Genomic DNA, 24284 nt, shown 5'->3' on the forward strand with positions numbered 1-24284 from the left:
TAGCGGACGCACGCCGCCACGGGGCTGTGGACGCTGAAGGCGATGTCAGGGAAATCCGGAGCGGTGCGGGGTGAAGGCTGCGCCGCTCCATGGCTTCAATTTACCGGCTGGTTCTTCACCGGCTTCTGTTCCGCCTGCCGGTCGTTGGTGGTGATGACCGTGAAGTCCGGGTTGCTGCGCGTGCTGCGGGTGGACGGCAGGTCGGTGATGATCAGGGTGCTGCCGACATCCATGCTCGCCATCAGGTTGCGCAGGAACTCGCGGTCCATGCTGAACCTGCCCAGTTGCTCGGCGGGCGTCAGGCCTTTCTGCGGGTCGCTGACCTGCACGGTGGTCCAGCGCAGGCTGGGGTTCAGGCTGTCGATGTCGCTCTGGGTGGGCTTGGCCATCAGCGAGAAGGCGGCGACGCCGGTCTTTTCCTCCGGATGCTCGAAGGCCACCGGCGCGGTGCCGATCTGCAGGCCGCCACGGTAGACGTAGGCGCGTCGGTCGGCGCGACTGATCAGTACGGAGAGCGGGCCTTTCTCCGCCCCCGGATCGCTCCAGAACGGTATCACCATGCCGCTGTCGTCGTGCGGGCCGGCGGGGCGCCCGTCGCTGACGATGGGGGCGAGCAGGCCGGGATGGTAGACCTCCACCGGTGAGCTCTTGGCGTCGGAGATGATCACGGTGGTGGTGCTGAAACCGGTGACCTCGTAGAGCTTCTTGGCGAAGGCCATGGGCAGGCGAATGCAGCCGTGGGAGGCCGGGTAGCCGGGCAGGTTGCCGGCGTGCAGGGCGATGCCGTCCCAGGTCAGGCGCTGCATGTAGGGCATGGGCGCGCTGTTGTAGAGGTCGGAATGGTATTCGACCTTCTTCTGCAGGATGGTGAACACCCCGGTGGGGGTCTCCTTGCCCCGCTTGCCGGTGCTGACGGTGGCCACGCCGATGGCGATGCCGTTGCGGTATACGTAGGCGCGCTGTTCGGTGAGGCTGACCACCAGCGTGACCGGGCCGGCCGGGGAGATTTCCGGATACCAGAGGAACTGCCCGGGCTTGAGCGTCTTCAGTGCCGCCTGCAGGTCGGACAATGGCGAGGGCTTGCTCGGGGTTGCAAGGGCGAAGCTGGCGCTCAGGGAGAGCAGCAGAGCGACCGACAGTTTCTTCATCACCTTTCCTTGGGACGCGGATTTGCCTGGAGCTTAGCCAAGCCGTGGCGGAGGCTGCAAACCGCCGGGCTGAACGGTCTGCGGGGGATTGGCCGGGCTTGGTGTGCAGGTGATCGTGGGGCGTGCATGCGGCATTGGGGCGAGGCTCACCCCAGTTCGGCAATCTCCTGCGCCGTCAGCGCGCGGTACTGGCCGGGTTGCAATGCCGGATCGAGCATGAGGCTGCCCATGCTCTCGCGGTGCAGGCGCGTCACCTTGTTCTGGAAGTGGCCGAACATGCGCTTGACCTGGTGGTAGCGGCCTTCGTGCAGGGTCAGGCGCGCCGCGCGCGGGGCGAGGATTTCCAGTTGGGCCGGCAGGGTGGTGAGGTCCTCGAAGGCGAAGTACAGGCCTTGCTCGAAGGTCTGCGCGTAGTGCGCTTCGATGGGGTCTTCGGTTTCGACGTAATAGACCTTCGGCAGCTTGCGTCCCGGCAGGGTCATGCGCCGCGACCACTGGCCGTCGTTGGTGATCAGCAGCAGGCCGGTGGTGTTGTAGTCCAGGCGGCCACCGATGTGCAGTTCGTGCTTGTCCGGCTCGTCCAGCAGGTCGAGCACGGTGCGGTGTTCGGCATCGCGGGTGGCGCTGACGCAGCCGGCGGGCTTGTGCAGCATGAAGTAACGGGCGGGTTTGCCGACCTGCAGCAGCTCATCGTCCAGCTCCACCCGGCTGAACTCGCGGACTTCGTGAAGGCCGTCGCGCACCACCTGGCCATCGACGCGCAAGCGGCCTTCGGCGAGCAACTGGCGGGCCTGCTGGCGGTTGAAGCGGGGCAGGTTGGCGATGAATCGGTCCAGGCGCATCAGCGGTTCTCGTCGGCGTCCTGGCCCTGGGGGGCAAGCCCGGCGGCACAGCGCGGGCAGAGGCAGGCGCGGTCGATCAGCTCGGGTGGGATGCGTTCCAGGGCGTTGCGCTCGATGCGCTCGCTGAAACACCAGCACGCCTGGCCTTCCAGCGCCGGGTCGGCCTGGGTGCAGCGGTTGGACTGGCCGCAGAGCGGGCAGCGGCTGGGATCGGGAGTGACGTCGTTCATGACCGGGTGGTGCGAGGCAGACGGTGCGATGCGGGCGCACAGGGTGCAGCGCCCGTGCGCCTTGCGCAAGCGGATTCGGATCGACGCGGCGGGCGCCGGTCAGGAGCCGTTCGGCGCGACCTCGATGCGTTCGATCCAGGGCTCCAGTCGCTGGCCGAAGGCGATCTGCGCATTGAAGCGCTGCATCCGCTCACGGTCCTCGTCCGCCTGCCAGCTGTCCTCTTCCAGCGCCTGCCGCCAGCGCTGCGGCACGTTGATGCTGTCCACGCCCAGGGCGCTGGCGGTGCCGCCGAGGGTCCAGATGTGTTCGTGGAACAGCGAGATCGGTCGCACCCGGCCATGCACGATCAGGTAGCGCTGGCGGTCCGGGTAGCGCTGGCGCAGGGCCTGCAGGTCGAGGCCGACGTCTTTCAGCAGCAGGCGGGAGGCGTACTTCTCTTCGCTTTTCAGGGCGCTCTGACTGTCCTTGAGTTCGTAGGCCAGCTTCGGGTTGCCCGGCGCCGCGGAGGCAGCCTGTCGGGCTTCGTCCAGGCGCTTGCGCGCCAGTTGCAGTTCGCGCTGGTACAGCGGGCCGTCCAGTTCCAGCACCAGCAGGGCGGCGCGCGATTGCTGGCGGTCGAACTGGCGGGCGCTGTCGTCGTCCACCTGTTCGGGCATGCGGAAGCCGAGTCCGGCCATCTGCTTGGCCGTGATGCGCGGCTCCCAGGCGCGGCTGTGCGGGCCGGCGCCTTCGTCCTCGCTGGGGAAGCGCCAGTTCAGGCGCAGGCTCAGGCCGCTGTTTTCGTTATGCCAGGTGCTGTTGTGCGCCAGTTCGCGCTGGCTCAGTTGCGACTGGCTGTCCGGCGTGCCTGAGCGGTTCCAGGCCACGCCGCCCAGGGCCACGGCGTTGACCAGCAGGATCAGCGAGACGCCGCCGAGCAGCGCATGGGTGCGGGTCCAGTTCATGGCTGATTCCCTCCCAGCAGCCCGTGGACGTTACGCAGGCGGCGCAGCACGAGCAGGATCAGCACCGCGCACAGACCCAGCACGAGGAAGAACAGGTACTTGGGCATCACCGCCCACCACCAGTCGAAGAACTTGGTGTAGAGGAACACCACGAAGAAGGTCAGCCCGGTGTTCACCACCTCCGGCCATTCGCGGCGCGCGCCGAGCCAGATGACCAGCGCCGAGGCGACGAAGCCGAGCACCTGGTAGAGGTTTTCCACCGTGCTGAAGCCCAGCGGCAGGTAGCTGCCGCCGCCCCAGTTGGCCAGCACCAGCATCGGCAGGAACAGCCCGAGCAGGCCGAATACCCGGTAGATCGCGGCGAAGCCGTCGAAACGTCCCTGGCCGACCAGCGAGGGCACGAGGAAGATCAGCAGGGCGGCGGGGAAGAAGTTTTCCGGGCGCTCGCCCACATCCAGCCAGTACTCGCCGCTCCAGGTGCCGACCCGTGCGGCGACGTAGCCCATCACGCAGATCAGCGCGGCGGCCAGCAGCAGGCGGGCGTTGCAGGTGTAGGCCAGCAGCAGGGCGTAGGCGGCCCAGGGCAGCAGGGCCTTGTCCGAGGGGGTGATGTTGAAGATCTGCCCGATCATCACCACGTTCAGCACCAGGCAGGCGAAGGCCAGCATGGCCGCGAGCCTGGCGAAGTAGCCGGAGGCGTCGCGACGCTGCAGGACGAGGGTCAGCAGCAGGCTGCCCAGTGCGGCGGCGATGAGGACGGCCACCTGGGCGGTTTCCACGAACAGCCCCCAGAACTGGTAGAACAGGAAGAACAGGCTGGCCGCCAGGGCCAGCGCGCCGAGGAAGGAGGCCACGCGCATCCCAAGGGACAGCCGCTGGTCCTGGCTGTCGCGGTCGATGTCGAAGCGCGCGCGGTAGTCGGCGAGCAGGCGTTGCTGGTGAGCGTGCAGGCGTTCGCGTTGCGTGGCGTCGAGGGTAAGCGCGCCCTCGTCGTGCAGGCGCCGCAGTTCCCGGTCGAAGGCCAGGATGTCATCGACGCGGCGCTGCGCCTGCTGGTGGCTGAGTTCGGGCATGGCCGATCCTTGCGACGGGTGATGCTTGGACTCTAGCTCATGCCAGGGGGGCTTCCATGAGGTGGTCAGCCAGCGGGGGGAGGTGTGGGGTAGGGTTCGCGAGCAAGGGCGCTCCTACGAAGAGCGCATCGGTGCGTACCTCTGGGAGCGAGGGGCCCAACGAGATGTGCGGCCAGTCGAAAGACAGGAGCGCCGAGGAGGAGGCGGCCGGCAGACTGCACCGACCTTCATACAGGGAAACAACCTCATGTCCGAATTGCTGAGCTTCGCCAAGGGTGCGCTGGCCATGTTCTGGCTCGCCGCCGTCCTCAACCTGGTCTACCCGTTCGGCGAGTTGCATCGCCCGCTGCTCTGGGTGTCCGGCGTGATGCTGCTGGTGCATGTCGGCGAGGTGCTGCTGCTGGCGCGGCGCCGCTCGCCGGGGGAACAGTTGCAGGTCCTGCTGTTCGGCGTGCTGCACCTGCAGAGCCGCCGTCAGCGCCGTCTGGAAACTGTAAACGGCTGATTTACCAAAGCTTTACTTTGCGCAGCCGCACCGGCGCCTGGCTGAAATGTCTGATCCTGTGAGACCGGGAGAATCATCGCCCCGCATTCCCGCGGGGCTGCCGGCTCGTTTCAGGAGGCGCCATGCGTCGCATCTTCGCTGCTGTACTGCTCATCCTTCCGTTGACCGGTTGCGTGATTCACGAATACGACCACGATCGCGGCTGGCATGACCGAGGCTGGAATGACCGCCCGCACCGCGATTACCGCCGGGACTACCACGACCGCGATCACGATCGCTACGAGGGCTGGAGTCGCTGAGCCCTGACCGTCAGGGCGCGGCGCGAAACGCCGCGTCCTCTTCCAGCAATAAACTGACGAACTGGCTGGCCGCCGGCGACAGGCTGCGACTGGCGTGACGTATCAGGGCGTAGGCGGAGCCACGCGCTGAAGCGTCGTCGCGGTTGGGCCAGGGCAGCACGGCCAGGCGCCCTGCCTCTACATCGTCGGCCACCACGTCCCAGGTGGCCAGGCAAAGTACGTCGCTGCCTTTCACCAGCTCCTTGAGCATCAGCACGTCGTCGCATTGCACGCTCAGCGGCTGCTCGCGCCCGAGGTTCCGGGCCAGGCGCTCCTGGGCGTCGCGCGGCAGGCGCGGGCCGGCCAGTGGGTAGTCGAGCAGGCGCTCCACTGACGGTTTCGTGCCGATCAAGGGATGCCCCGGGCGGCAGAACAGCACGCTTTGGTGTACCCGCAGCGGCAGGATGTCGAGGCGGCTGTCGCCTTCCAGTTCGCGGTAGTCGGCGATGAAGAGTTCGATTTCATCGTCCAGCAGGCGCTGGTGCAGTTCGCTCCAGTTCTCGATGGAGAGCAGGACCGACACCTTCGGGTGCACGCTGCTGTAGCGCGCGAGCACCTGCGGCATCAGCCGCGCGGCGGGGAAGGGGCCGGCGCCCAGGCGCAGCTCACCGGTCTCCAGGTCCGCCAGTTGCAGCACGGCGTTCCTCAGCGCGCGGTCGCCGGCCAGCAGGCGGCGGGCGTGCTCCAGTACCAGCCGGCCGTGGGCGGTGAGGGTCACGCCACGCGGATTGCGATCCACCAGCTGGCAGTTCAACTGGCCCTCAAGCGCCTGGATGCTCCGCGACAGGGCGGGTTGGCTCAGGTTCACCGCGTCGGCGGCGCGGGCGAAATGGCCGTGTTCGGCGAGGGCGACGAAATGGCGGAGCTGGCGGAGATCACTCATGCGCTTCCTGCATGGATTATGAAATTGGAATGCATTGGAATTATTAGCGCGACGGCCGGCATAGTGCGAGCACAACAACAAAATCCCGGAGTCCTCCGATGTCCCGTCTTTCCGCCGCCGTTCTGCTGGCCAGCTTCTGCCCCGGCCTGCTCGCCGCCGCCGAGCAGCCCAAGCCGCCCACCGAGTTCACCATCGCCGCCCAGCAGAAGGTGCGCGAGTCGCTGCCGTTCTCCGACCGCGCCGACTTCGACCGGGTGGAGAAGGGGCTGATCAAGCGCCCGGAGAACCTGGTGATCAAGAACGATGACGGCAGCATCGCCTGGCAACTGGGCAGCTACGACTTCCTCAACGCCGGCAAGGACATCGACAGCATCAACCCGAGCCTGCAACGCCAGGCCCTGCTGAACTTGAAGTACGGCCTGTACAAGGTTGTCGACGGCGTCTACCAGGTGCGCGGCTTCGACCTCGCCAACATCACCTTCGTCGAGGGCAAGAGCGGCTGGATCGTCATCGACACCCTGACCACCCCGGCCACGGCCAAGGCGGCCTATGCACTGGTCAGCCAGGAGCTGGGACAGAAGCCGATCCGCGCGGTCATCTATACCCACGCCCACGTCGACCATTTCGGCGGGGTGAAGGGGCTGGTGACCCCGGAGCAGGTCGACAAGGGCGAGGTGCAGATCATCGCCCCCAAGGGCTTCATGGAAGCGGCGATCAAGGAGAACGTGCTGGCCGGCAACGCCATGATCCGCCGTGCCACTTTCCAGTACGGCACCCTGCTGCCCAAGGGCGAGCAGGGCCAGGTCGACATGGCCATCGGCAAGGCCGTGGCGCGCGGGCCGTTGAGCATCCTGGCGCCGACCAAGGTGATCGAGGGCGACTTGCAGGAGCTGGAGATCGACGGCGTGCCGGTCACCTTCCAGAATACCCCGGGCACCGAGTCGCCGGCCGAAATGAACGTCTGGCTGCCGCAGCAAAAGGCGTTGCTGATGTCCGAGAACGTCACCGGCACGCTGCATAACCTCTACACCCTGCGCGGCGCCGAGACCCGCGACGCGCTGGGCTGGAGCAAGTACATCAACGAGGCGCTGCACCGCTACGGCGACAAGGCCGAGGTGCTGCTCGCCTCGCACAACTGGCCGCGCTGGGGGCACGACGATATCGTCCGCACCCTGGAAAAGCAGCGCGACCTGTATGGCTACCTGAACGACCAGACCCTGTACCTGGCCAACCAGGGCGTGACCATCAACCAGATCCACGAGCGCTTCCAGGTGCCGCCGGAGCTGGCCAACGAGTGGTACAACCGGGGCTACCACGGCAGCGTCAGCCACAACGTGCGGGCGGTGGTGAACAAGTACCTGGGCTACTACGACGGCAACCCGGCGACCCTCAACCCGATGGCGCCGGAGGACTCGGCGAAGAAGTACGTGGAGTTCATGGGCGGCGCCGATCACCTGCTGCAACTGGCGAAGCAGTCCTACGACAAGGGCGAGTACCGCTGGGTGGTCGAGGTGGTCAACAAGCTGGTCTTCGCCGATCCGTCCAACCAGGCCGCCCGCGACCTGCAGGCCGACGCCCTGGAACAGCTCGGCTACCAGTCGGAGAACGCCGGCTGGCGCAACAGCTACCTGGTGGCCGCGCAGGAGCTGCGCAACGGCGTGCCGCGTGACCAGCCGTCGCTGCGGGTCACCAGTTCCGACGCCCTGGCGGCGATGGATACCGGCCTGCTGTTCGACTACCTCGGCGTGCGCCTGAATGCGCAGAAGGCCGAGGGTGAGGACCTGAGCATCAACCTGGTGCTGCCGGACGTGAAGGAGCAGTACCTGCTGGAGCTGAAGAACTCGCACCTGAACAACATCAAGGGCGTGCAGAGCGAAAGTGCCGGGCAGACCGTCACCATCGACCGCGCCGACCTCAACCGCCTGCTGCTCAAGGAAGTCTCGCCAGTGCGCCTGGTGTTCGAGGGCAAGCTCAAGAGCTCGGGCAATCCGCTGCTGCTGGCGAAGCTGTTCGGCATGCTCGACGACTTCGACTTCTGGTTCGACATCGTCACCCCGACGCAGAAGAGCTGATCCCCTCCTGCCGGACCGACAATGGCACAGTGCTTGATTGCATTGTGCCATTGTTTTTTTCGCGACCAGCTTGCACCATGCCGCTCCGGCGTACGCCTGGCCAGGCGTGCGTCTTCGCAGTCGAGAAGTCGCGATCGTGTCCAGCCCTTCCATCCGTGCGTTGCGCCGTTATCGGCCCGCAGCCCTGCTCCTGGCGCTGGCGGTGTCGCTCGCCGTGCTGGCCGGCGCGCAACCGGATGCCTGGGACTTCCGTCTGATCGCGCAGCGCGCCGAATCGCTCTATGGCCCGCTGGGGGAGGGACGGGCGCGTATTGACGCCTGGCAGCGCCTGCTCGAGGAGTCCGGCGGCCTGCCCGAGGGCGAGCAGCTGCAGGCGGTTAACCGCTTCTTCAACGCGCAACTGCGCTTCACCGACGACATCAGCCTGTGGGGCGACGTGGACTACTGGGCGACGCCGGTGGAGGCGCTGCTCAAGGGCGCTGGCGATTGCGAGGACTTCGCCATCGCCAAGTACATCAGCCTGCGGCATCTCGGCGTGCCGGCACAGAAGCTGCGCATCACCTACGTCAAGGCGCTGCGCCTGAACCAGGCGCACATGGTGCTGACGTACTACCCCCGCCCCGATGCGGTGCCGCTGGTGCTGGACAACCTGATCGGCAGCCTGTTGCCGGCCAGCCAGCGCACCGACCTGCAACCGGTGTACGCCTTCAACGGTGAAGGGCTGTGGCTGGCCAACGCCAGCGGCGGCAAGCAGGTCGGCGACAGCAAGCGGCTGTCTCGCTGGCAGGACCTGCTGAAGAAAATGAAAGCCCAAGGCTTTCCCCTGAACGAATGAGAGCGTGGAGACACTATGTCCCTGTTCAAACAATTGCTCATCGCCATCTGCCTGTTCCTGGTGGTCGCCTTCAGCGGCAGCTTCATGGTCAGCCTGGAAAGCTCCCGCGAGCAGTACGTCAACCAGCTGCGCTCCCACGCCCAGGACGCCGCGACGGCGCTGGGGCTGTCGCTCACGCCGAACATCGATGATCCGGCGATGGTCGAGCTGATGGTCAGCTCGATCTTCGACAGCGGCTACTTCGAGAGCATCCGCGTGGTCGACCTGGCCAGCGGCAAGGTGATCGTCGAGCGCACCGGCGTGCCGGACGCGGTGGCGGCCAGGGTGCCGCAGTGGTTCGTTGCGCTGATCGACCTGCATTCGGCCGGCGGTGACGCCATCGTCAGCCGCGGCTGGACCCAGGCGGCGCGGGTCGAGGTGCTGAGCCACCCGATGTTCGCCATCGCCAAGCTCTGGCAGAGCGCACTGGGCAGCCTGCTGTGGCTGGCCCTGTGCGGGGTGGCCAGCGGCGTGCTCGGGGCGGTCCTGCTGCGCCGCCAACTGAAGCCACTGGACTACATGGTGGAGCAGTCCCACGCCATTGCCCGCCGCGAGTTCCTCAGCGTGCCCGAGCTGCCGCGTACTCCCGAGCTGCGCCGTGTGGTGCAGGCGATGAACCAGATGGTGGAAAAGCTCAAGGCGCTGTTCCAGGAACAGGCCGAACGCAGCGAACGGCTGCGCGACGAGGCTTACCTGGACAGCCTGACCGGCCTGGGCAACCGGCGCTTCTTCGATATGCAGTTACACGCCCGTCTGAGCGCCGAGGACCAGGTCGGCAGCGGGCTGTTGCTGGTCCTGCGGGTGCGTGACCTGGCCGGCCTGAACCAGCGCCTGGGCGGCCAGCGTGTCGACCAGTTGCTCAAGGCGGTGGCCGATCAGCTGCGCCTGGCTGGACAGGACCTGGGCGCCGGCCTGACCCTGGCGCGCAGCCGGGGCGGTGAGTTCGTGATGCTGGCGCCGGGGCTGATGCCCGAGGACGCGCCTGCCCTGGCGATGCGCCTGGAGACCATGCTGGCGGCCCTGGCCAGCACCGGGGCCAGCGATGTGAGCCCGGTGGCGAGCATGGGGCTGGTGCCTTTCGTTTCCGGTGAGTCGGCGCAGGCGCTGCTGGTGCTGGCCGATGAGGCGCTGGCCCTGGCCGAGCGTGAGGGGGAACGCTGCTGGGCATTCCTGCAGGGCGGTGCGAGCCCGGTCGCCGAAGAGCGCCATGCCTGGCACCAGTTGCTGGGCCAGGCCCTGGCCCACAAGCGCTTCCAGCTGTATTTCCAGCCGGTGGTGGCTTGCAACGAGCCCACCCGGATACTGCACTACAAGGTGCTCTCGCGCCTGCCGGACGGGCAGGGCGGCCACATCGCCGCCGGACGCTTCCTGCCCTGGCTGGACCGCTTCGGCTGGACCGCGCGGCTCGACCTGCTGATGCTGGAAAGCGTGCTCGCCGACCTGGCCCGCCACGACCGGCCGCTCGCGCTGAACCTGTCGGCGGCGCTGCTGCGCGATGAGTGGGCCACCGGGAAGGTGTTCGACCTGTTGCGCCAGCACCCGCAGTTCGCCGGGCGCCTGACCCTGGAGCTGGAGGAAGACCAGTTGCCGGCCCAGGCAGTGCTGGAAATCCTGACCCGCCGCCTGCGCGAGTTGGGCTACCGCCTGAGCCTGCAGCATTTCGGTGGGCGTTTCAGCATGATCGGCAACCTGGCCCGCCTTGGCCTGGCCTACCTGAAGGTGGACGGCAGCCACATCCGCGCCATCGACCAGGAGAACGACAAGCGCCTGTTCATCGAAGCCATGCAGCGCGCCGCGCACAGCATCGACCTGCCGCTGATCGCCGAGCGGGTGGAGACGGCAGGGGAGTTCCGCGTGCTGCGCGAGATGGGGATTCAGGGGGCGCAGGGGCAGTTGTTTGGTGGGCCGGCGCCGTGGTGATTGCTGCCTTTTTTAGGAGCCTGCGCAATACACTGGTACTCGCCTGTCGGCGCAGATTCATCCGCGAGGGATTTCGCGGACAAGGTCCGCTCCTACGAAAGCAGATTCAGCGCGCTGTGCTCTTGGCTCTGGCTATTTAGGACTTCCAGCGAAATCTCAACGCACTCCGGACCGCCCCTTTCAGGAGGCCTCGTTGGACCGGAGTTTCAGGGGTTGAGCGACATGGATGTCGCGAGAGCCGCGATGGGCCAGGGATGGCCCTTCGCGGCGTGCCCCTGAAACTCCGGTTCGACGAGGGTATTTTTCGCCTAAGCGAAAAACCGGATGCAGGGGCAAGCGCTTTGGTTACTTTCTCGCGTTTGAGAAAGTGACTCGCCCGAGGGGGCGAAACAAGTAATACCCGCGCACGCTGAAGCGACGCATGAACACCGAACAGGACGGTGGATAACACCCGAGTTGCCCTGCGAACTGTTCGCGAGCAAGCTCGCTCCTACAGAAAAGCGCCTCGCCGACAGGTTTTGCAGGGTGCCTTTCCCTGCCAATGAAAACGGGGCTCAGATCAGCCCCGTTTCCTCATCGTCATTGATCAGCCGGGTCAACCCGCCCAGCGCCTCACGGGCCTGGGTACGGTTGAGCAGCTTGGAGCGTGCGGCCGGCGGCAGGTCGGTGATGCGAATGACGCCCTTGGCGATCAGCACCGAGATCAGGTCGTCCAGCACCCGGATCATGTCCAGGTCGCTCTGTTTGAGGTGCAGCAGGCTGCTCTCGGCGGCCTGCCAGGCCAGGATGTCCGGATGGTCGGCTGGCAGCGTTCCGGTCATCCCGTCGAACTCGGCGTCTTCGACGCGCGCCAGTTTTCCTTCGGCGTTGCGCTGGATGTACAGCATCGACCCGTCCCCATTGTCGGATGTGAAAGTACGCCAGCGGCGCCATCGCAAAGGATGGCGCCGCTGGCGCGATGGCTGAGACTGACTCTTTCGTCGCCTGGCGGCAACGGGGAATCAGTGATGCTCAGTCTTGACCACGGGATCGGAGCCCGCCACCAGTTTGTTGACGATCTCGGTGGAGGTCGAGCCGTAGCTGGTCAGGTCCACGCCGCTCAGCTTGATGGTGACGTCCGCGCCGCTGTTGACCTGGCCGGTGGTGCTCACCTGCAGGGTCGAGGTGCTGGTGTCTACCTTCAGGTAGCTGAGGATGTCGTTCTGCGCGGCATCCGGCAGCAGGTCGCTGATGTCGATGCGGTCGCCTTCACCGGCATTGAAGTCGGTGATGGTGTCGTTGCCGATATCGCCGGCCTTCCAGATGAAGGTGTCGGCACCCGCACCGCCGGTGAGGATGTCGTTGCCCTGGCCGCCGGTGAGCTGGTCGCTGCCGGTGCCTCCCAGCAGGATGTCGTTACCGCCCTCGCCGAACAGGAAGTCGTTGCCGCCCTGGCCGTAGAGGATGTCGTTGCCGTCGCCACCGTAGAGGTTGTCGCTGCCGCCACGGGTGTCGCCGTCGACGTTGAACAGCGCGTGGTTTTCCTTGATGAAGCTGTACATCTCCTCGGAGGTCGCCACGTGGCCGTTCTTCAGCTCCAGGAACGCCGACAGCGCGCTGACGCCGGAGCCCGCCGGCAGCTCGGCCGGTTTGACCGGGTTGCCGTTGACGCCCCAGGGCAGGTTGTCGGTGTTGATGCTGTCGCCGAAGACGATGTCGTTGCCCGAGCCTGCGTGGACGGTGTCGTTGCCCGAGGGCGCGAGGTCCGAGCTGCTGGAACCGCCGTGCAGGGCGGCATTGAGCTGGTTGGCCTGGGTGACGATATCGACCTGGCCGACCGGGGCTGCGACCTGGTCGTTGCGCGAGATGTTGTCGATGGTGACGGTGGCGTTATTGTCCTTGCCCTTGTCGCTGTTGTCGTTGAGCTCGAATTCGAGGCGATAGGTGCCCGCGCCTACGGCAATGGTGGTGAGGGTGCCGCCGTTATCGTTGGAGTCGAGGGTGTCCTGGTCGACCTGGCCCCAGCTACCGTCGGCCTTCTGCTTCTCCAACGTCCAGGTGAACTGGTCGCCCTTCATCATGTTCTTGACCAGGTCGAAGCTGAAGGTCGAGGTTTTGCCCTGAGCAACCGTCAGGTTCGAGCTCACGACGGTGCTGGAGCCGCTCTTCACGTGGGTGTCCATCATTTGCAGCTTGCCGCCGCTGATGCTGACCGAGCCGTTGCCATCGGTGTGCCCGGTCCATCCGCTGGGCAAAGCGGTACTGCCCTCGAAGTCGAACAGGGTGGTGCCCTTGTAGTAGGTCACCGAACCAGTGCCTGTGACCGAGGTGTTGTCGAAGTACTTGAGCGTGGCTTCGTTGACGTTGGTGCCGATGCCGATCGCGCGGACCTCGCTGAGCGCCGACAGGCCGGCGAAGGCCTGCGTGGTGTTCTGCATCAGGGTGCCGCTGCCGGTGGACTCGGTCGGGTCGCCGTCGGTGAGGAACAGCGTGACGTTCTCGTTGCCGTTCTGCTGCCCGTTGAACCAGTTCACCGCCTGGCCGAACGCCTCCTGGTAGTCGGTACCGCCGCCAGCCTGCAGGCCCTCGTACTGCGAGTTGCCGATGGCATCGGTCAACAGCTTGATGTTGGCATCGGTCAGGTCATTCACGCTGACCTTGATGCTGGCGGTACTGTCGAAGCCGATCAGGGCGATATTGATCACCCCGTCGTGGCCCTTGAGCTGGTTGGCGAGGTTGATCAGTGCGTCCTTGACCAGCTTCATCCGCGAGTCGGCGTAGGCCGTGCCGGAGACTCCTGCAAGGTTGTAGCCCATGCTGCCGGAGGTATCGACGATCAGGGCGATGTTGTAGTTGGTGCCCGGCTGGGTGACGGTCAGGGTGCCGCCCACATCGCCCAGGATCACGTCGTCGCCCGGGCCGCCGGTCAGGATGTTGTCGCCGTTGGGATCGGTGCCGGGGATCTGTACCTGGCCGACACGGATGTCGAAGCCGTGGGTCGCCGAGGTATCTACGCCACCGTTGGCGGTGCCGCCGCCGTCCTGCACGGCGAAGTCGAAGTGCGCGTTACTGCCCGCGGCGTCCGGTACGAAGGTCAGCTTGCCGCCGGCGATGGCGCTGGGGGCGATGGCCTGGCCGGCGACGACCTTGCTGCCGTCGAGCCACAGGGTGCCCGTATCGGGCAGGGCCTTGATGATGACGGCCTGCATGCCCTGGGACTGGCCGTCCGCGCTGTCGTTGAAGGCGAAGTCGTTCAGCCCGAAGGTGTAGGTCTTGCCGATATAGATGCTGGCCGTGGCATCCGCCGACAGCGGCGCGTCGTTCACCGAGTTGACGTTCAGGGTGATGGTGTTCGGCGTCGGGTCGAAGGCGCCGGCGCTGTCCTTCACCGAGAAGGTGAAGTCGGCGTAATGGCTGCCGCTGGCGTTGGACTCCGGGGTGAATACCAGGCCGCCCAACTGGCTGGCGGCGATCACCTGGCCGGCGATCACGGCGACGCCGTTGAGGGTCAGGCTGCCGGCGGTCGGCAGGCCGTCGATGCGTACGGCGCTCAGGCTGTCGCCCTGGTCCACGTCAGTGAAGCCGAAGTCGGCGGCGTTGAAGGTGCGGCTGCCGTCTTCGTTGAGGGTGATGCTGTTGTCGGTGCCGCCGGGGGCGTCGTTGACCGCATGCACCCGGATGTCCAGCGGCAGGGTGGTGGTCGCCTGGTCGTGGTTGCTTGCCTCGGTGGAGGTGGCGTTCACCTGCAGGGTGATGGTGCCGTTGGCATTGCTCGGCGGGGTGAAGGTCAGGTTGGAGAGGTTCCAGCCGGTGACGTCCACGCTGCCGCCGCTGGCGTCGGCGGTGAAGCTGTGGGTGCCGTCGCTCAGGGTGGCCCCATTGGGGATGCCACTGATGCTGATCGACAGGCTTTCCGAACCGTCGGTATCGACCAGCGCCGCATTGATCTTCGACAGCGGGATGCTGGTGTCTTCGTTGCCTTCGTTGGGCCCGAAGACGGTGTAGTGCCCCTGGCCATTGCTGCCGACCAGGTCGCCCAGGCGCTCGCCCGCGCCGGTCAGCTCGCCGGTGTTGTGGTAGACCAGCGCGTTGCCGGTGCCGAGGGTCTGCGCCGCACTGCCGTTGTCGGACATTTTCAGGTCGTAGCTGCCCGGGCCGCTCTGGTTGTGCTGGTAGAGGGCGAGGCTGTAGTAGCCGCTTTCGGTGGGCGTGAAAGTGCCGCTGAACTGGCCACCGGTGCCGCCCCAGGTGGCTTCGGCGACGTTAGTGCCGCCGACGACCAGGCGGATGCTGTCATCGCCCATGCCGCTGAAGGTGTAGGTGTGGCCGGCCTCGAGGAAGATCAGGCCGCTGACCTTGTTGGCGGTGCCGGCGCTGACGCTGGCGTTGTTCACGCTGTTGATCGAGCCGTTGCTGTTGGGCGTACCGGCGCCATCGATGACCGATTGCAGGGTGGAAGGTGCGGCACCGCTGCCGTTGCTACCCAGCGCCAGGCCCGTCCAGCTTTCCAGGGTCAGGCCGGTGGCCGGCGGATGGCCGGTGCTGCTATCCAGGCTGAGGTTCGGCTTGTCCGCCACGGCGATGACGGTCACGTTCACCGTCGAGGTGGAGGTACCGCCGTTGCCATCGCTGATGCTGTAGGTGATGGTGTCGGTGCCGCTGAAGTTGGCCTTCGGCGTGTAGGTGACGGTGCCGTCGGCATTGATCACCAGGCTGCCGTTGCCGGCGCTGGCCCCGGTGACGATCAGAGGGTCGCCGTCCACGTCGGCGTCGTTGTGCAGCACGTCGAGGGTGACCGAGCTGTCCTCATTGACGGTGGCGCTGTCGACGTTGGCAACCGGCGCATCGTTCACCGGCGTGACGGTGATGTTCAGCGTCGAGCTGCTGCCGGTGTTGGTGGTGTAGGTGATCTCCGGGACCGCACCGTTCCAGTCCTTCTCCGGGGTGAAGCTGTAGTTGCCGTCGCCGCTCAGGGTGAAGCTGCCGACGCCGCTGATGGTCGCGCTCTGGCCGGCATTGAAGCTGCCGTTTACGCCCGCGATGCTGAAGCTGGCGACGCTGAGGAGGTTATCCACGTCGTGGTCGTTGGTCAGCACGTTACCGCTGGCCGGGGTGTCTTCGGCAACGGTTTTGCTATCCGGGCTCAGAACCGACGGATCGTCCACCGGGGTGACGTTGGCGAAGCTGAGGTCGGCGGTGGCCGTGAGCTTGCCGTCGCTGACGGTGTAGGTCGCGGTCGGCACCGGGCCGTTGTAGTTCGGCGCCGGGGTGAAGGTGAAGCTGCCGTTGCTGTTGATCACCAGCGAGCCGACCCCGCTGAGGGTGGCGGTATCGCCGGCGGCGTAGCTGTTGCCGCCGACGGTGAAGCCGGTGACGCTCAGGGCATCGCCGTCGACATCGCTGTCGTTGGTGAGGACGTTGCCGCTGGCCGGGGTGTCTTCGGTAACTGATACCGGGCCATCATTGCGGGCGATCGGTGCGTCGTTCACCGGAGTGACATTGATCGTCACGATGGATTCGACATAACCGCCGTTGCCATCGCTGATGCCCACGGTGAAGCTGTCGGGGCCGTGGTAGTTGGCGTTCGGCGTATAGACGTACTGGCCGGTGGCGCTGTCCAGGGACAAGGTGCCGTTGGCCGGTTCCTTGCCGCTGACCACGGCGTAGCTGAGGGTATCGCCGTCGATGTCGCTGGCCGGGATCTGGCCGGGGATCGGGGTGTCTTCCGGCCCGTTGACGGCCTGGTCGGCGGTGCTGGGAGCATCGTTCACCGGGGTGACGTTGATGTAGACGGTGGCGGTGTCGATGCCGCCGTGGCCGTCATGGACGCCATAGGTGAAGGAGGCCTGACCGGTGAAGTTCGGCGCCGGGGTGAAGATCAGCTGGCCGCCGACGATGTCGAACGTGCCGTTCACCGGGCTGCTGAGCATGTAGACGGAGAGGTGATCGCCGTCTACATCGGTGTCGTTGCCGGTCAGAGCGCCGAAGTCGCCAAAGTTGAAGGTCAGCGGCGTGTCTTCGGCGATGGTGAAGTGATCATCGTGCGCCACTGGCGCATCGTTGACCGGGGTGATGCTGACGTCCAGGGTGCTGCTGAAGCCGGTATTGGTGGTGTAGGTGACCTGGGGCACCGCACCGTTCCAGTCGGGCTGCGGGGTGAAGCTGTACTGGCCGTCGGCGCCCAGGGTGAACTCGCCCTTGCCGGCGATATTGACCACGGAGCCGGCGGCATAGCTGCCGGACAGGCCGGCGATGCTGAAGCTGGCAACACTCAGCAGGTTGTCGACGTCCGAATCGTTGCTCAGCACGTTGCCCGTGGCGGAGTGGTCTTCTTCTGCGCTGCCAGTGTCGGCGACCAGCACGGAGGGGTCATCCACCGCAGTGACGGTGATATGCACGGTACCGGTGGCGACGTTGCCGTTGCCGTCGTGAATCCCATAGGTGAAGGAGGCCGGGCCGCTGTAGTTGGCCGTCGGGGTGAAGACCAACTGGCCGCCGACGATGTCGAGCGTGCCGTTCACCGGGCTGCTGACCATGTAGACGGAGAGATGGTCGCCATCGGCATCGGTGTCGTTGCCGGTGAGCGCGCTGAGGTCGCCGATGTTGAAGCTCAGCGGGGTGTCTTCGGCGATGGTGAAGTGATCGTCGTTGGCGACCGGCTTGTCCTGCACCGGGGTGACGGTGATGTCCAGCGTGGAGCTGCTGCCGGTATTGGTGGTGTAGCTGATCTGCGGGACTGAGCCGTTCCAGTCCGCCACCGGTGTGAAGCGGTACTGGCCATCGCTGTCCAGGCTGAACTCACCCACGCCGGCGATGGTGGCAGTGCTGCCGGCGGTGAAGCTGCCGGTGACGCCCGCGATACTGAAGCTGGCGACGCTGAGGACGTTGTCCACGTCGTGGTCGTTGGTCAGCACGTTGCCGGTGGCCGGGTTGTCTTCGGCGATGGTTTTGCTATCCGGGGTCAGAACCGACGGATCGTCCACCGGGCTGACATCGGCGAAGCTGAGTTCGGCGCTGGAGCTCAACTGGCCGTCGCTGACGGTATAGGTGGCGGTTGGCACCGGGCCGTTGTAGTCCTGGGCCGGAGTGAAGGTGAAGCTGCCGTTGCCGTTGATCACCAGCGAGCCTACGCCGTTGATCGTCGCGGTATCGCCGGCGGCGTAGTCGTTACCGCCGAAGCTGAAGCCGGTGACGGTCAGGGCGTCGCCGTCGACGTCGCTGTCGTTGGTCAGCACGTTGCCGCTGGCCTGGGCGTCTTCGGTGACGGCGCCCGGACCGTCGTTCAGGGCGACCGGTGCGTCGTTCACCGGAGTGACGGTGATATTCAGCGTCGAGCTGCTGCCGGTGCTGGTGGTGTAGGTGATCTGCGGGACCGAACCGTTCCAGTTCGCGGCCGGAGTGAAGCTGTAATCACCGTCGCTGCCCAGGGTGAAGCTGCCGACGCCGCTGATGGTTGCGCTCTGGCCGGCGTTGAAGCTACCGGTGACGCCGCTGATGCTGAAGCTGGCGACGCTGAGGGCGTTGTCCACGTCGTGGTCGTTGGTCAGCACGTTGCCGGTGGCCGGGTTGTCTTCGGCGACGGTTTTGCTATCCGGGGTCAGAACCGACGGATCGTCCACCGGGCTGACATCGGCGAAGCTGAGTTCGGCGCTGGAGCTCAACTGGCCGTCGCTGACGGTGTAGGTGGCGGTCGGCACCGGGCCGTTGTAGTTCGGCGCCGGGGTGAAGGTGAAGCTGCCGTCGCCATTGATGACGAGGCTGCCGACACCCTGGAGGGTGGCGGTCTGACCGGCGGCGTAGTTGTTGCCGTCGAAGCTGAAGCCGGTAACGGTCAGCTTGTCGCCATCGACATCATTATCGTTGGTCAGCACGTTGCCGCTGGTCTGGGTGTCTTCGGTGACGGCGCCCGGACCGTCGTTCAGGGCGACCGGCGCGTCATTCACCGGAGTGACGGTGAGATTGACCACCGATTCGACGGTGCCACCGTTGCCGTCGCTGACGACCACGGTGAAGGTATCGGTGCCGTTGTAGTCCTTGGCCGGGGTGTAGGTGTACTCACCGGTGGCCGGGTTCAGCGCCAGGCTGCCGTGGGTCGGTTCGGCACCCGGTTTCAGGGTGTAGCTGAGAGTGTCGTGGTCGACGTCGGTGGCGACGATCTGACCGTTGACCGGCGTGTCTTCGGCTGTGGTCTTGGACTGGTCGGCGGTTTCCGGGGCGTCGTTCACTGGCGTCACGTTGACGTTGACCACCGACTCCACCACGCCACCGTTACCGTCGCTGACGACCACAGTGAAGGTGTCGGTGCCGTTGTAGTCCTTGGCCGGGGTGTAGGTGTATTCACCGGTGGCGGGGTTCAGCACCAGGCTGCCGTGGGCCGGTTCGGCACCCGGTTTCAGGGTGTAGCTGAGAGTATCGTGGTCGACGTCAGTGGCGACGATCTGACCGTTGACCGGCGTGTCTTCGGCAGTGGTATTGGACTGGTCGGCGGTTTCCGGGGCGTCGTTAACCGGGGTGACGTCGGTGAAGCTCAGGTCAGCCGTGGCGGTCAGCGAGCCGTCCGTGAGGGTGTAAGTGGCGCTCGGCACCGGGCCGTTGTAGTTCGCTTCCGGGGTGAAGACGAAGCTGCCGTCGCCATTGATGACGAGGCTGCCGACGCCCTGGAGGGTGGCGGTCTGGCCTGCTGCGTAGTTGTTGCCGCCGAAGCTGAAGCCGGTAACGGTCAGCTTGTCGCCATCGACATCGCTGTCATTGGTCAGCACATTGCCGGTAGCCGGGGTGTCTTCGGTGACCGCTACCGGGCCGTCGTTCTGGGCGATCGGTGCATCGTTCACCGGAGTGACATCGGCGAATTTCAGGTCGGCCGTGGCGGTCAGCGAGCCATCGGTGACGGTGTAAGTAGCACTCGGTACCGGGCCGTTGTAGTTCGCTTCCGGGGTGAAGGCGAAGCTGCCGTCGCCCTTGATGACGAGGCTGCCAACGCCGTTGATGGTCGCGGTCTGGCCAGCGGCATAGCTGTTGCCGCCGAAGCTGAAGCCGGTGACGGTCAGGGCATCGCCGTCGACGTCACTGTCGTTGGTCAGTACGTTGCCGGTAGCCGGGGTGTCTTCGGTGACCGCTACCGGGCCGTCGTTCAGGGCGATCGGTGCATCGTTCACCGGAGTGACATCGGCGAATTTCAGGTCGGCCGTGGCGGTCAGCGAGCCATCGGTGACGGTGTAAGTAGCACTCGGTACCGGGCCGTTGTAGTTCGCTTCCGGGGTGAAGGCGAAGCTGCCGTCGCCCTTGATGACGAGGCTGCCAACGCCGTTGATGGTCGCGGTCTGGCCAGCGGCATAGCTGTTGCCGCCGAAGCTGAAGCTGGTGACGGTCAGGGCATCGCCGTCGAAGTCACTATCGTTGGTCAGTACGTTGCCGGCAGCCGGGGTGTCTTCGGTGACCGCTACCGGGCCGTCGTTCAGGGCTACCGGCGCATCGTTCACCGGCGTGACGCTGATGTTCAGCGTGGAGCTGCTGCCGGTGTTGGTGGTGTAGGTAACTTCGGGCACCGCGCCGTTGTAGTCCTGCACTGGGGTGAAGATGTAGCTGCCGTCGGCATTGATCACCAGCGAGCCGACGCCGCCGATGTTCGCGGTTCGTCCGGCGGTGAAGCTGCCCTGTACGCCATCGATGCTGAAACCAGTGACGCTCAGCGTGTTGTCCACATCGTGGTCGTTGCTCAGCACGCTACCGGCGGCCGGGGTGTCCTCGGCGACGCTGTCGGTGTCGGCAACCAGTACCGATGCGTCGTCCACCGGGGTGACGTCGGCGAAGTCGAGCTGCGCGGTGTCGATGGCGCTGCCGTCGCTGACAGTGTAGGTCGCGCTCGGCACCGGACCGTTGTAGTCCTGGGCCGGCGTGAAGGTGAAGCTGCCGTCGCCATTGATGACGAGGCTGCCGACGCCCTGGATAGTTGCGGTCTGGCCGGCGGCGTAGTCCTTGCCACCGAAGTTGAAGCCGGTGACGGTCAGCTTGTCGCCGTCGGCATCGCTGTCATTGGCCAGCACGTTGCCGGCGGCCGGGGCGTCCTCAGTCACCGAGATCGGACCATCGTTCCGGGCGACCGGCGCGTCGTTTACCGGGGTGACGTTGAGGTTGACCACCGACTCGACCGAGCCGCCTTTGCCATCGCTCACCACCACGGTGAAGCTGTCGCTGCCGTTGTAGTCCTTGGCTGGGGTGTAGGTGTACTCGCCGGTCGCCGGGTTCAGCACCAGGGTGCCGTGAGCCGGTTCAGTGCCCGGCTTCAGGGTATAGCTGAGCGTGTCCTGATCCACATCGGTGGCGACGATCTGGCCCGTGACCGGGGTGTCTTCCGCGGTGGTCTGCGACTGGTTGGCAGTGACCGGTGCATCGTTCACCGGAGTCACGGTTAGGTTGACCACCGATTCGACCGAGCCACCTTTGCCATCACTCACCACCACGGTGAAGCTGTCGCTGCCGTTGTAGTCCTTGCTCGGGGTGTAGGTGTACTCGCCGGTCGCCGGGTTCAGCACCAGGGTGCCGTGAGCCGGTTCAGTGCCCGGCTTCAGGGTGTAGCTGAGCGTGTCCTGATCCACATCGGTGGCGACGATCTGGCCCGTGACCGGGGTGTCTTCCGCGGTGGTCTGCGACTGGTCGGCAGTGACCGGTGCATCGTTCACCGGGCTGACATCGCCGAAGTTCAGCTGCGCGGTATCGGTCAGCCGGCCGTCACTGACGGTGTAGGTGGCGCTCGGCACCGGGCCGTTGTAGTTCTGCGCCGGGGTGAAGGTGAAGCTGCCGTCGGCATTGATCACCAGCGAACCCACACCATTGAGGGTGGCGGTCTGGCCTGCGGCGTAGTTGCTGCCGCCGAAGCTGAAGCCGGTGACGGTCAGGGCATCGCCGTCGACGTCGTGGTCATTGGTCAGCACGTTGCCGGCGGCCGGGGTGTCTTCGGTGACGGCGACGGGGCCGTCGTTGGCGGCCTCCGGTGCATCGTTCACCGGGGTGACGCCAACGTTGACGGTGATGGTGTCGCGGCCGCCCTGGCCGTCATCGACCACCACGGTGAAGCTGTCGTTGCCGTTGAAGTTCTGTCCGGGGGTGTAGGTGTAGGTGCCGTCGGCGTTGACCACGACGGTGCCGTTGCGCGGGGCGTCGCCCAGGTCGAAGCGCAGCGGATTGCCGTCCGGGTCGTTGGCGCGCAGGCGACCGCTGACCGGGGTGTCTTCATCGGTGCGAAGGGTGGTGTCCTGGCCTCGCGGGTCGTGGTTCGGCCCGCGCTGGCTTTGCCCGCCCAGCTCCTGCTGCTGCCGGCCGAAGGCTTGGCCGTCGTTGGAGGTGGAGAAGCCGATGTTCGGGTCGACCCGGCCACCCGTCTCGCCGAGCATCACGAAGCTGTGGCCGCCGCCTGCAGCGCCGGAGCCGCCGGTGGACGCGGTCGGACCGGCCGCGGTGGGGGCAAGGGTCTGGGTCGGGTCGAGGCCGGCGGCGATGGCTTTCTGCAGGTCCTCGGTGCTCGGTACGGAGAGTTGTGCCTGCGCGTGCGCGGGCGCCACGTGCGGCTGGTCGGTGCCGCTCCACTGGCTGTCGCGGCCCAGGTCGACCACGCGGCCGTTGCCGGTATCCAGGGTCACGGCGCCGGCGGCGCCCGTGACCAGCTGCTCACCCTGGTAGATGCGGTCACCCTCGACCAAGACGCGCTGGGCGCCTTCGGGAGATACCGCGACTACTTGCCCGATGATGCTTTTGACGACGGCGACGACGCTGCTCATGCACTTCTCCTGATGAGGCTTACCTGGTGTGCCGGCCGGGCGGCCGTTTTCCGTATCGGCGCCAGGGGCATTCCTTGTCATTCAGAGCGAAATATTTGGCGTCAGCAAATTGGCTTTATGTCAAAACGAAATTGCTTATATGCCAATCTATTGACCATTCGCGTGCCATCCTAAACAATTGGCAAATCGATGTCACTTTGATATCGAAGTGCTGTCCAAAATATTTTTCGTGAAATGGGTCACGTTTCTCGATGGGTCCTTGCAGCGTATTCGCCGGTCTTTTGACGCGCTTTGCGGCAATCGAATCGCTGCCGCAATCTCACTGATAAGGATGTTTTCCTCATGCGTCTGCGATTCGCTCAAGTAGTGCCCTTTGCCCTGTCATTCGTGCTTCCCGCCCATGCCGATACGCTCAACCAGGCGATGCAGAAGGCCATCGACTACCACCCGGAAATCCAGGCTGGCGTGAACAGCCGGCTGGCCGCCGACAAGCAGCTGCGCGCCGCCCAGGGTGGCTATCTGCCGTCGGTTGACCTGCTCGGTGGCTACGGTCGCGAAGGCACCGACTCGCCCAGCACCCGGGCCGAGGGCAATGACCACTGGAAAACCATGAACCGTGGCGAGTCCAGTCTGCGCCTGCAGCAGATGGTGTTCGACGGCTTCGCCACCTCCAGCGAAGTGGGGCGCCAGCAGGCCACCGTGAACTCCCGCGCCTACGCGCTGCTCGGCACCTCCGAGCGCACCGCGCTGGAAGTGGCCCAGGTCTACACCGACGTGCTGCGCCGCCAGGAGATGGTCCGTCTGGCCGAAGCCAACCTGAAGCGCCACCAGCAGGTGTACGACCAGATCAGCCTGCGCAGCGCGCGCGGCGTCGGTCGCCTGGCCGACCAGGACCAGGCCGAGGCACGCCTGGCCCAGGCCCAGAACAACCTGTTCACCGAAAAGACCAACCTGGCCGATGCCCGCACCAACTACTTCAGCGTGGTGGGCAGCGAGCCGGTGGACCTGGCCGACCCCTCCGGCCTGAACGGCCAACTGCCGGCGGACCTGCAGGCGGCGCGCCGCCAACTGCTGGAAAACAGTCCGATCCTGCGTTCGGCGGAGTCGGACGTGGCGGCGGCGGAGAAGCAGTACGAAGCGGCGAAGTCGACCTTCTATCCGAGATTCGATGCAGAACTTTCCCGCGGTGCCGATAACAACATCGATGGCGATCCGGGCCACAACAACGAATGGCAGGCCATGCTGCGCATGCGCTACAACCTGTTCGCCGGCGGCAGCAACAAGGCCGAGCTGGAAGCCAAGTCGTACCAGGCCACCCAGGCACTGGATATTCGCAACAACGCCCTGCGCCAGTTGAACGAGGAACTCGGCTTGTCCTGGAACGCCCTGGAAAACGCCCGCGAGCAGCTGCCGATCGCCCGTCAGTACGTGGACTACAGCACCCGTGTGCGCGAGGCCTACCAGCAGCAGTTCACCATCGGCGAGCGCACCCTGCTCGACCTGCTGGACAGCGAGAACGAACTGTTCAACGCGTCGCGTCGCGCCGTCGACCTGAAGTACACCGAGCTGTTCACCCAGTACCGCATCAAGGCCACTCTGGGCGAGCTGCTCAAGAGCCAGGGCGTGGTGGCGCCGATGGCGACCGTGGTGAGCACCGACCTCAAGCCGCAAGTCCAGCTGCCGGGCCTGAACTGATCAGGT

General features: G+C 65.9%; 14 protein-coding genes. 6 read left to right on the plus strand and 8 right to left on the minus strand.

Features of this window, described 5'->3' with window-relative positions; translation table 11 throughout:
- Window positions 1-95: 95 nt before the first annotated feature.
- The 5 genes from ACAW63_RS11020 to ACAW63_RS11040 form a co-directional block, all read right to left on the minus strand.
- Window positions 96-1148: a L,D-transpeptidase gene (locus ACAW63_RS11020; RefSeq protein ID WP_371233639.1), complete on the minus strand. Its 1053-nt coding sequence runs from the start codon at window positions 1146-1148 to the stop codon at window positions 96-98.
- A 146-nt stretch (window positions 1149-1294) separates the two neighbouring features.
- Window positions 1295-1990, minus strand: a complete 696-nt coding sequence (locus ACAW63_RS11025; protein WP_371233641.1) for a pseudouridine synthase — start codon at window positions 1988-1990, stop codon at window positions 1295-1297.
- Window positions 1990-2220 (minus strand): cysteine-rich CWC family protein, encoded by a 231-nt coding sequence (locus tag ACAW63_RS11030; protein ID WP_371233642.1) that lies wholly within the window; start codon window positions 2218-2220, stop codon window positions 1990-1992. The genes ACAW63_RS11025 and ACAW63_RS11030 overlap by 1 nt, the downstream gene beginning before the upstream one ends.
- A gap of 99 nt (window positions 2221-2319) precedes the next feature.
- The gene (locus ACAW63_RS11035) at window positions 2320-3165 is read right to left on the minus strand and encodes a DUF4824 family protein (protein WP_371233644.1); all 846 of its coding nucleotides are present in this window, start codon (window positions 3163-3165) and stop codon (window positions 2320-2322) included.
- The gene (locus ACAW63_RS11040; RefSeq protein ID WP_371233646.1) at window positions 3162-4238 is read right to left on the minus strand and encodes a DUF2157 domain-containing protein; all 1077 of its coding nucleotides are present in this window, start codon (window positions 4236-4238) and stop codon (window positions 3162-3164) included. The genes ACAW63_RS11035 and ACAW63_RS11040 overlap by 4 nt, the downstream gene beginning before the upstream one ends.
- A 247-nt stretch (window positions 4239-4485) precedes the next feature.
- Between ACAW63_RS11040 and ACAW63_RS11045 the strand changes: the two genes are divergently transcribed.
- Both ACAW63_RS11045 and ACAW63_RS11050 read left to right on the plus strand, forming a co-directional pair.
- Entirely contained in the window at window positions 4486-4743 is a 258-nt protein-coding gene (locus ACAW63_RS11045; protein ID WP_371233649.1) for a DUF1145 domain-containing protein, read from the plus strand.
- Between the two features lie 122 nt (window positions 4744-4865).
- Entirely contained in the window at window positions 4866-5042 is a 177-nt protein-coding gene (locus ACAW63_RS11050) for a hypothetical protein (protein WP_371233650.1), read from the plus strand.
- A 10-nt stretch (window positions 5043-5052) separates the two neighbouring features.
- Here ACAW63_RS11050 and ACAW63_RS11055 read toward each other — a convergent pair whose 3' ends face one another.
- A complete protein-coding gene (locus ACAW63_RS11055) occupies window positions 5053-5964 on the minus strand; it encodes a LysR family transcriptional regulator (RefSeq protein WP_371233651.1) in 912 nt (303 codons plus the stop codon).
- A gap of 98 nt (window positions 5965-6062) precedes the next feature.
- Here ACAW63_RS11055 and ACAW63_RS11060 point away from each other — a divergent pair, with 98 nt between their 5' ends.
- The 3 genes from ACAW63_RS11060 (at window position 6063) to lapD (ending at window position 10830) form a co-directional block, all read left to right on the plus strand.
- Complete coding sequence (locus tag ACAW63_RS11060; protein WP_371233652.1) at window positions 6063-8036, plus strand: alkyl/aryl-sulfatase; 1974 nt, start codon at window positions 6063-6065, stop codon at window positions 8034-8036.
- 136 nt (window positions 8037-8172) lie between these two features.
- Window positions 8173-8871, plus strand: a complete 699-nt coding sequence (lapG, locus tag ACAW63_RS11065; RefSeq protein ID WP_371233654.1) for a cysteine protease LapG — start codon at window positions 8173-8175, stop codon at window positions 8869-8871.
- Between the two features lie 15 nt (window positions 8872-8886).
- Window positions 8887-10830, plus strand: a complete 1944-nt coding sequence (gene lapD / locus ACAW63_RS11070; RefSeq protein WP_371233656.1) for a cyclic di-GMP receptor LapD — start codon at window positions 8887-8889, stop codon at window positions 10828-10830.
- Window positions 10831-11384: 554 nt separating this feature from the next.
- Here lapD and ACAW63_RS11075 read toward each other — a convergent pair.
- Window positions 11385-11717 (minus strand): tryptophan synthase subunit beta, encoded by a 333-nt coding sequence (locus ACAW63_RS11075; protein ID WP_371233657.1) that lies wholly within the window; start codon window positions 11715-11717, stop codon window positions 11385-11387.
- A gap of 114 nt (window positions 11718-11831) precedes the next feature.
- The gene (locus ACAW63_RS11080; protein ID WP_371233659.1) at window positions 11832-22583 is read right to left on the minus strand and encodes a retention module-containing protein; all 10752 of its coding nucleotides are present in this window, start codon (window positions 22581-22583) and stop codon (window positions 11832-11834) included.
- 342 nt (window positions 22584-22925) lie between these two features.
- Here ACAW63_RS11080 and ACAW63_RS11085 point away from each other — a divergent pair, with 342 nt between their 5' ends.
- A complete protein-coding gene (locus ACAW63_RS11085) occupies window positions 22926-24278 on the plus strand; it encodes a TolC family outer membrane protein (protein ID WP_371233661.1) in 1353 nt (450 codons plus the stop codon).
- Window positions 24279-24284: the final 6 nt, after the last annotated feature.

The organism is Pseudomonas sp. QE6, from assembly GCF_041379005.1.
GTDB lineage: Bacteria > Pseudomonadota > Gammaproteobacteria > Pseudomonadales > Pseudomonadaceae > Pseudomonas.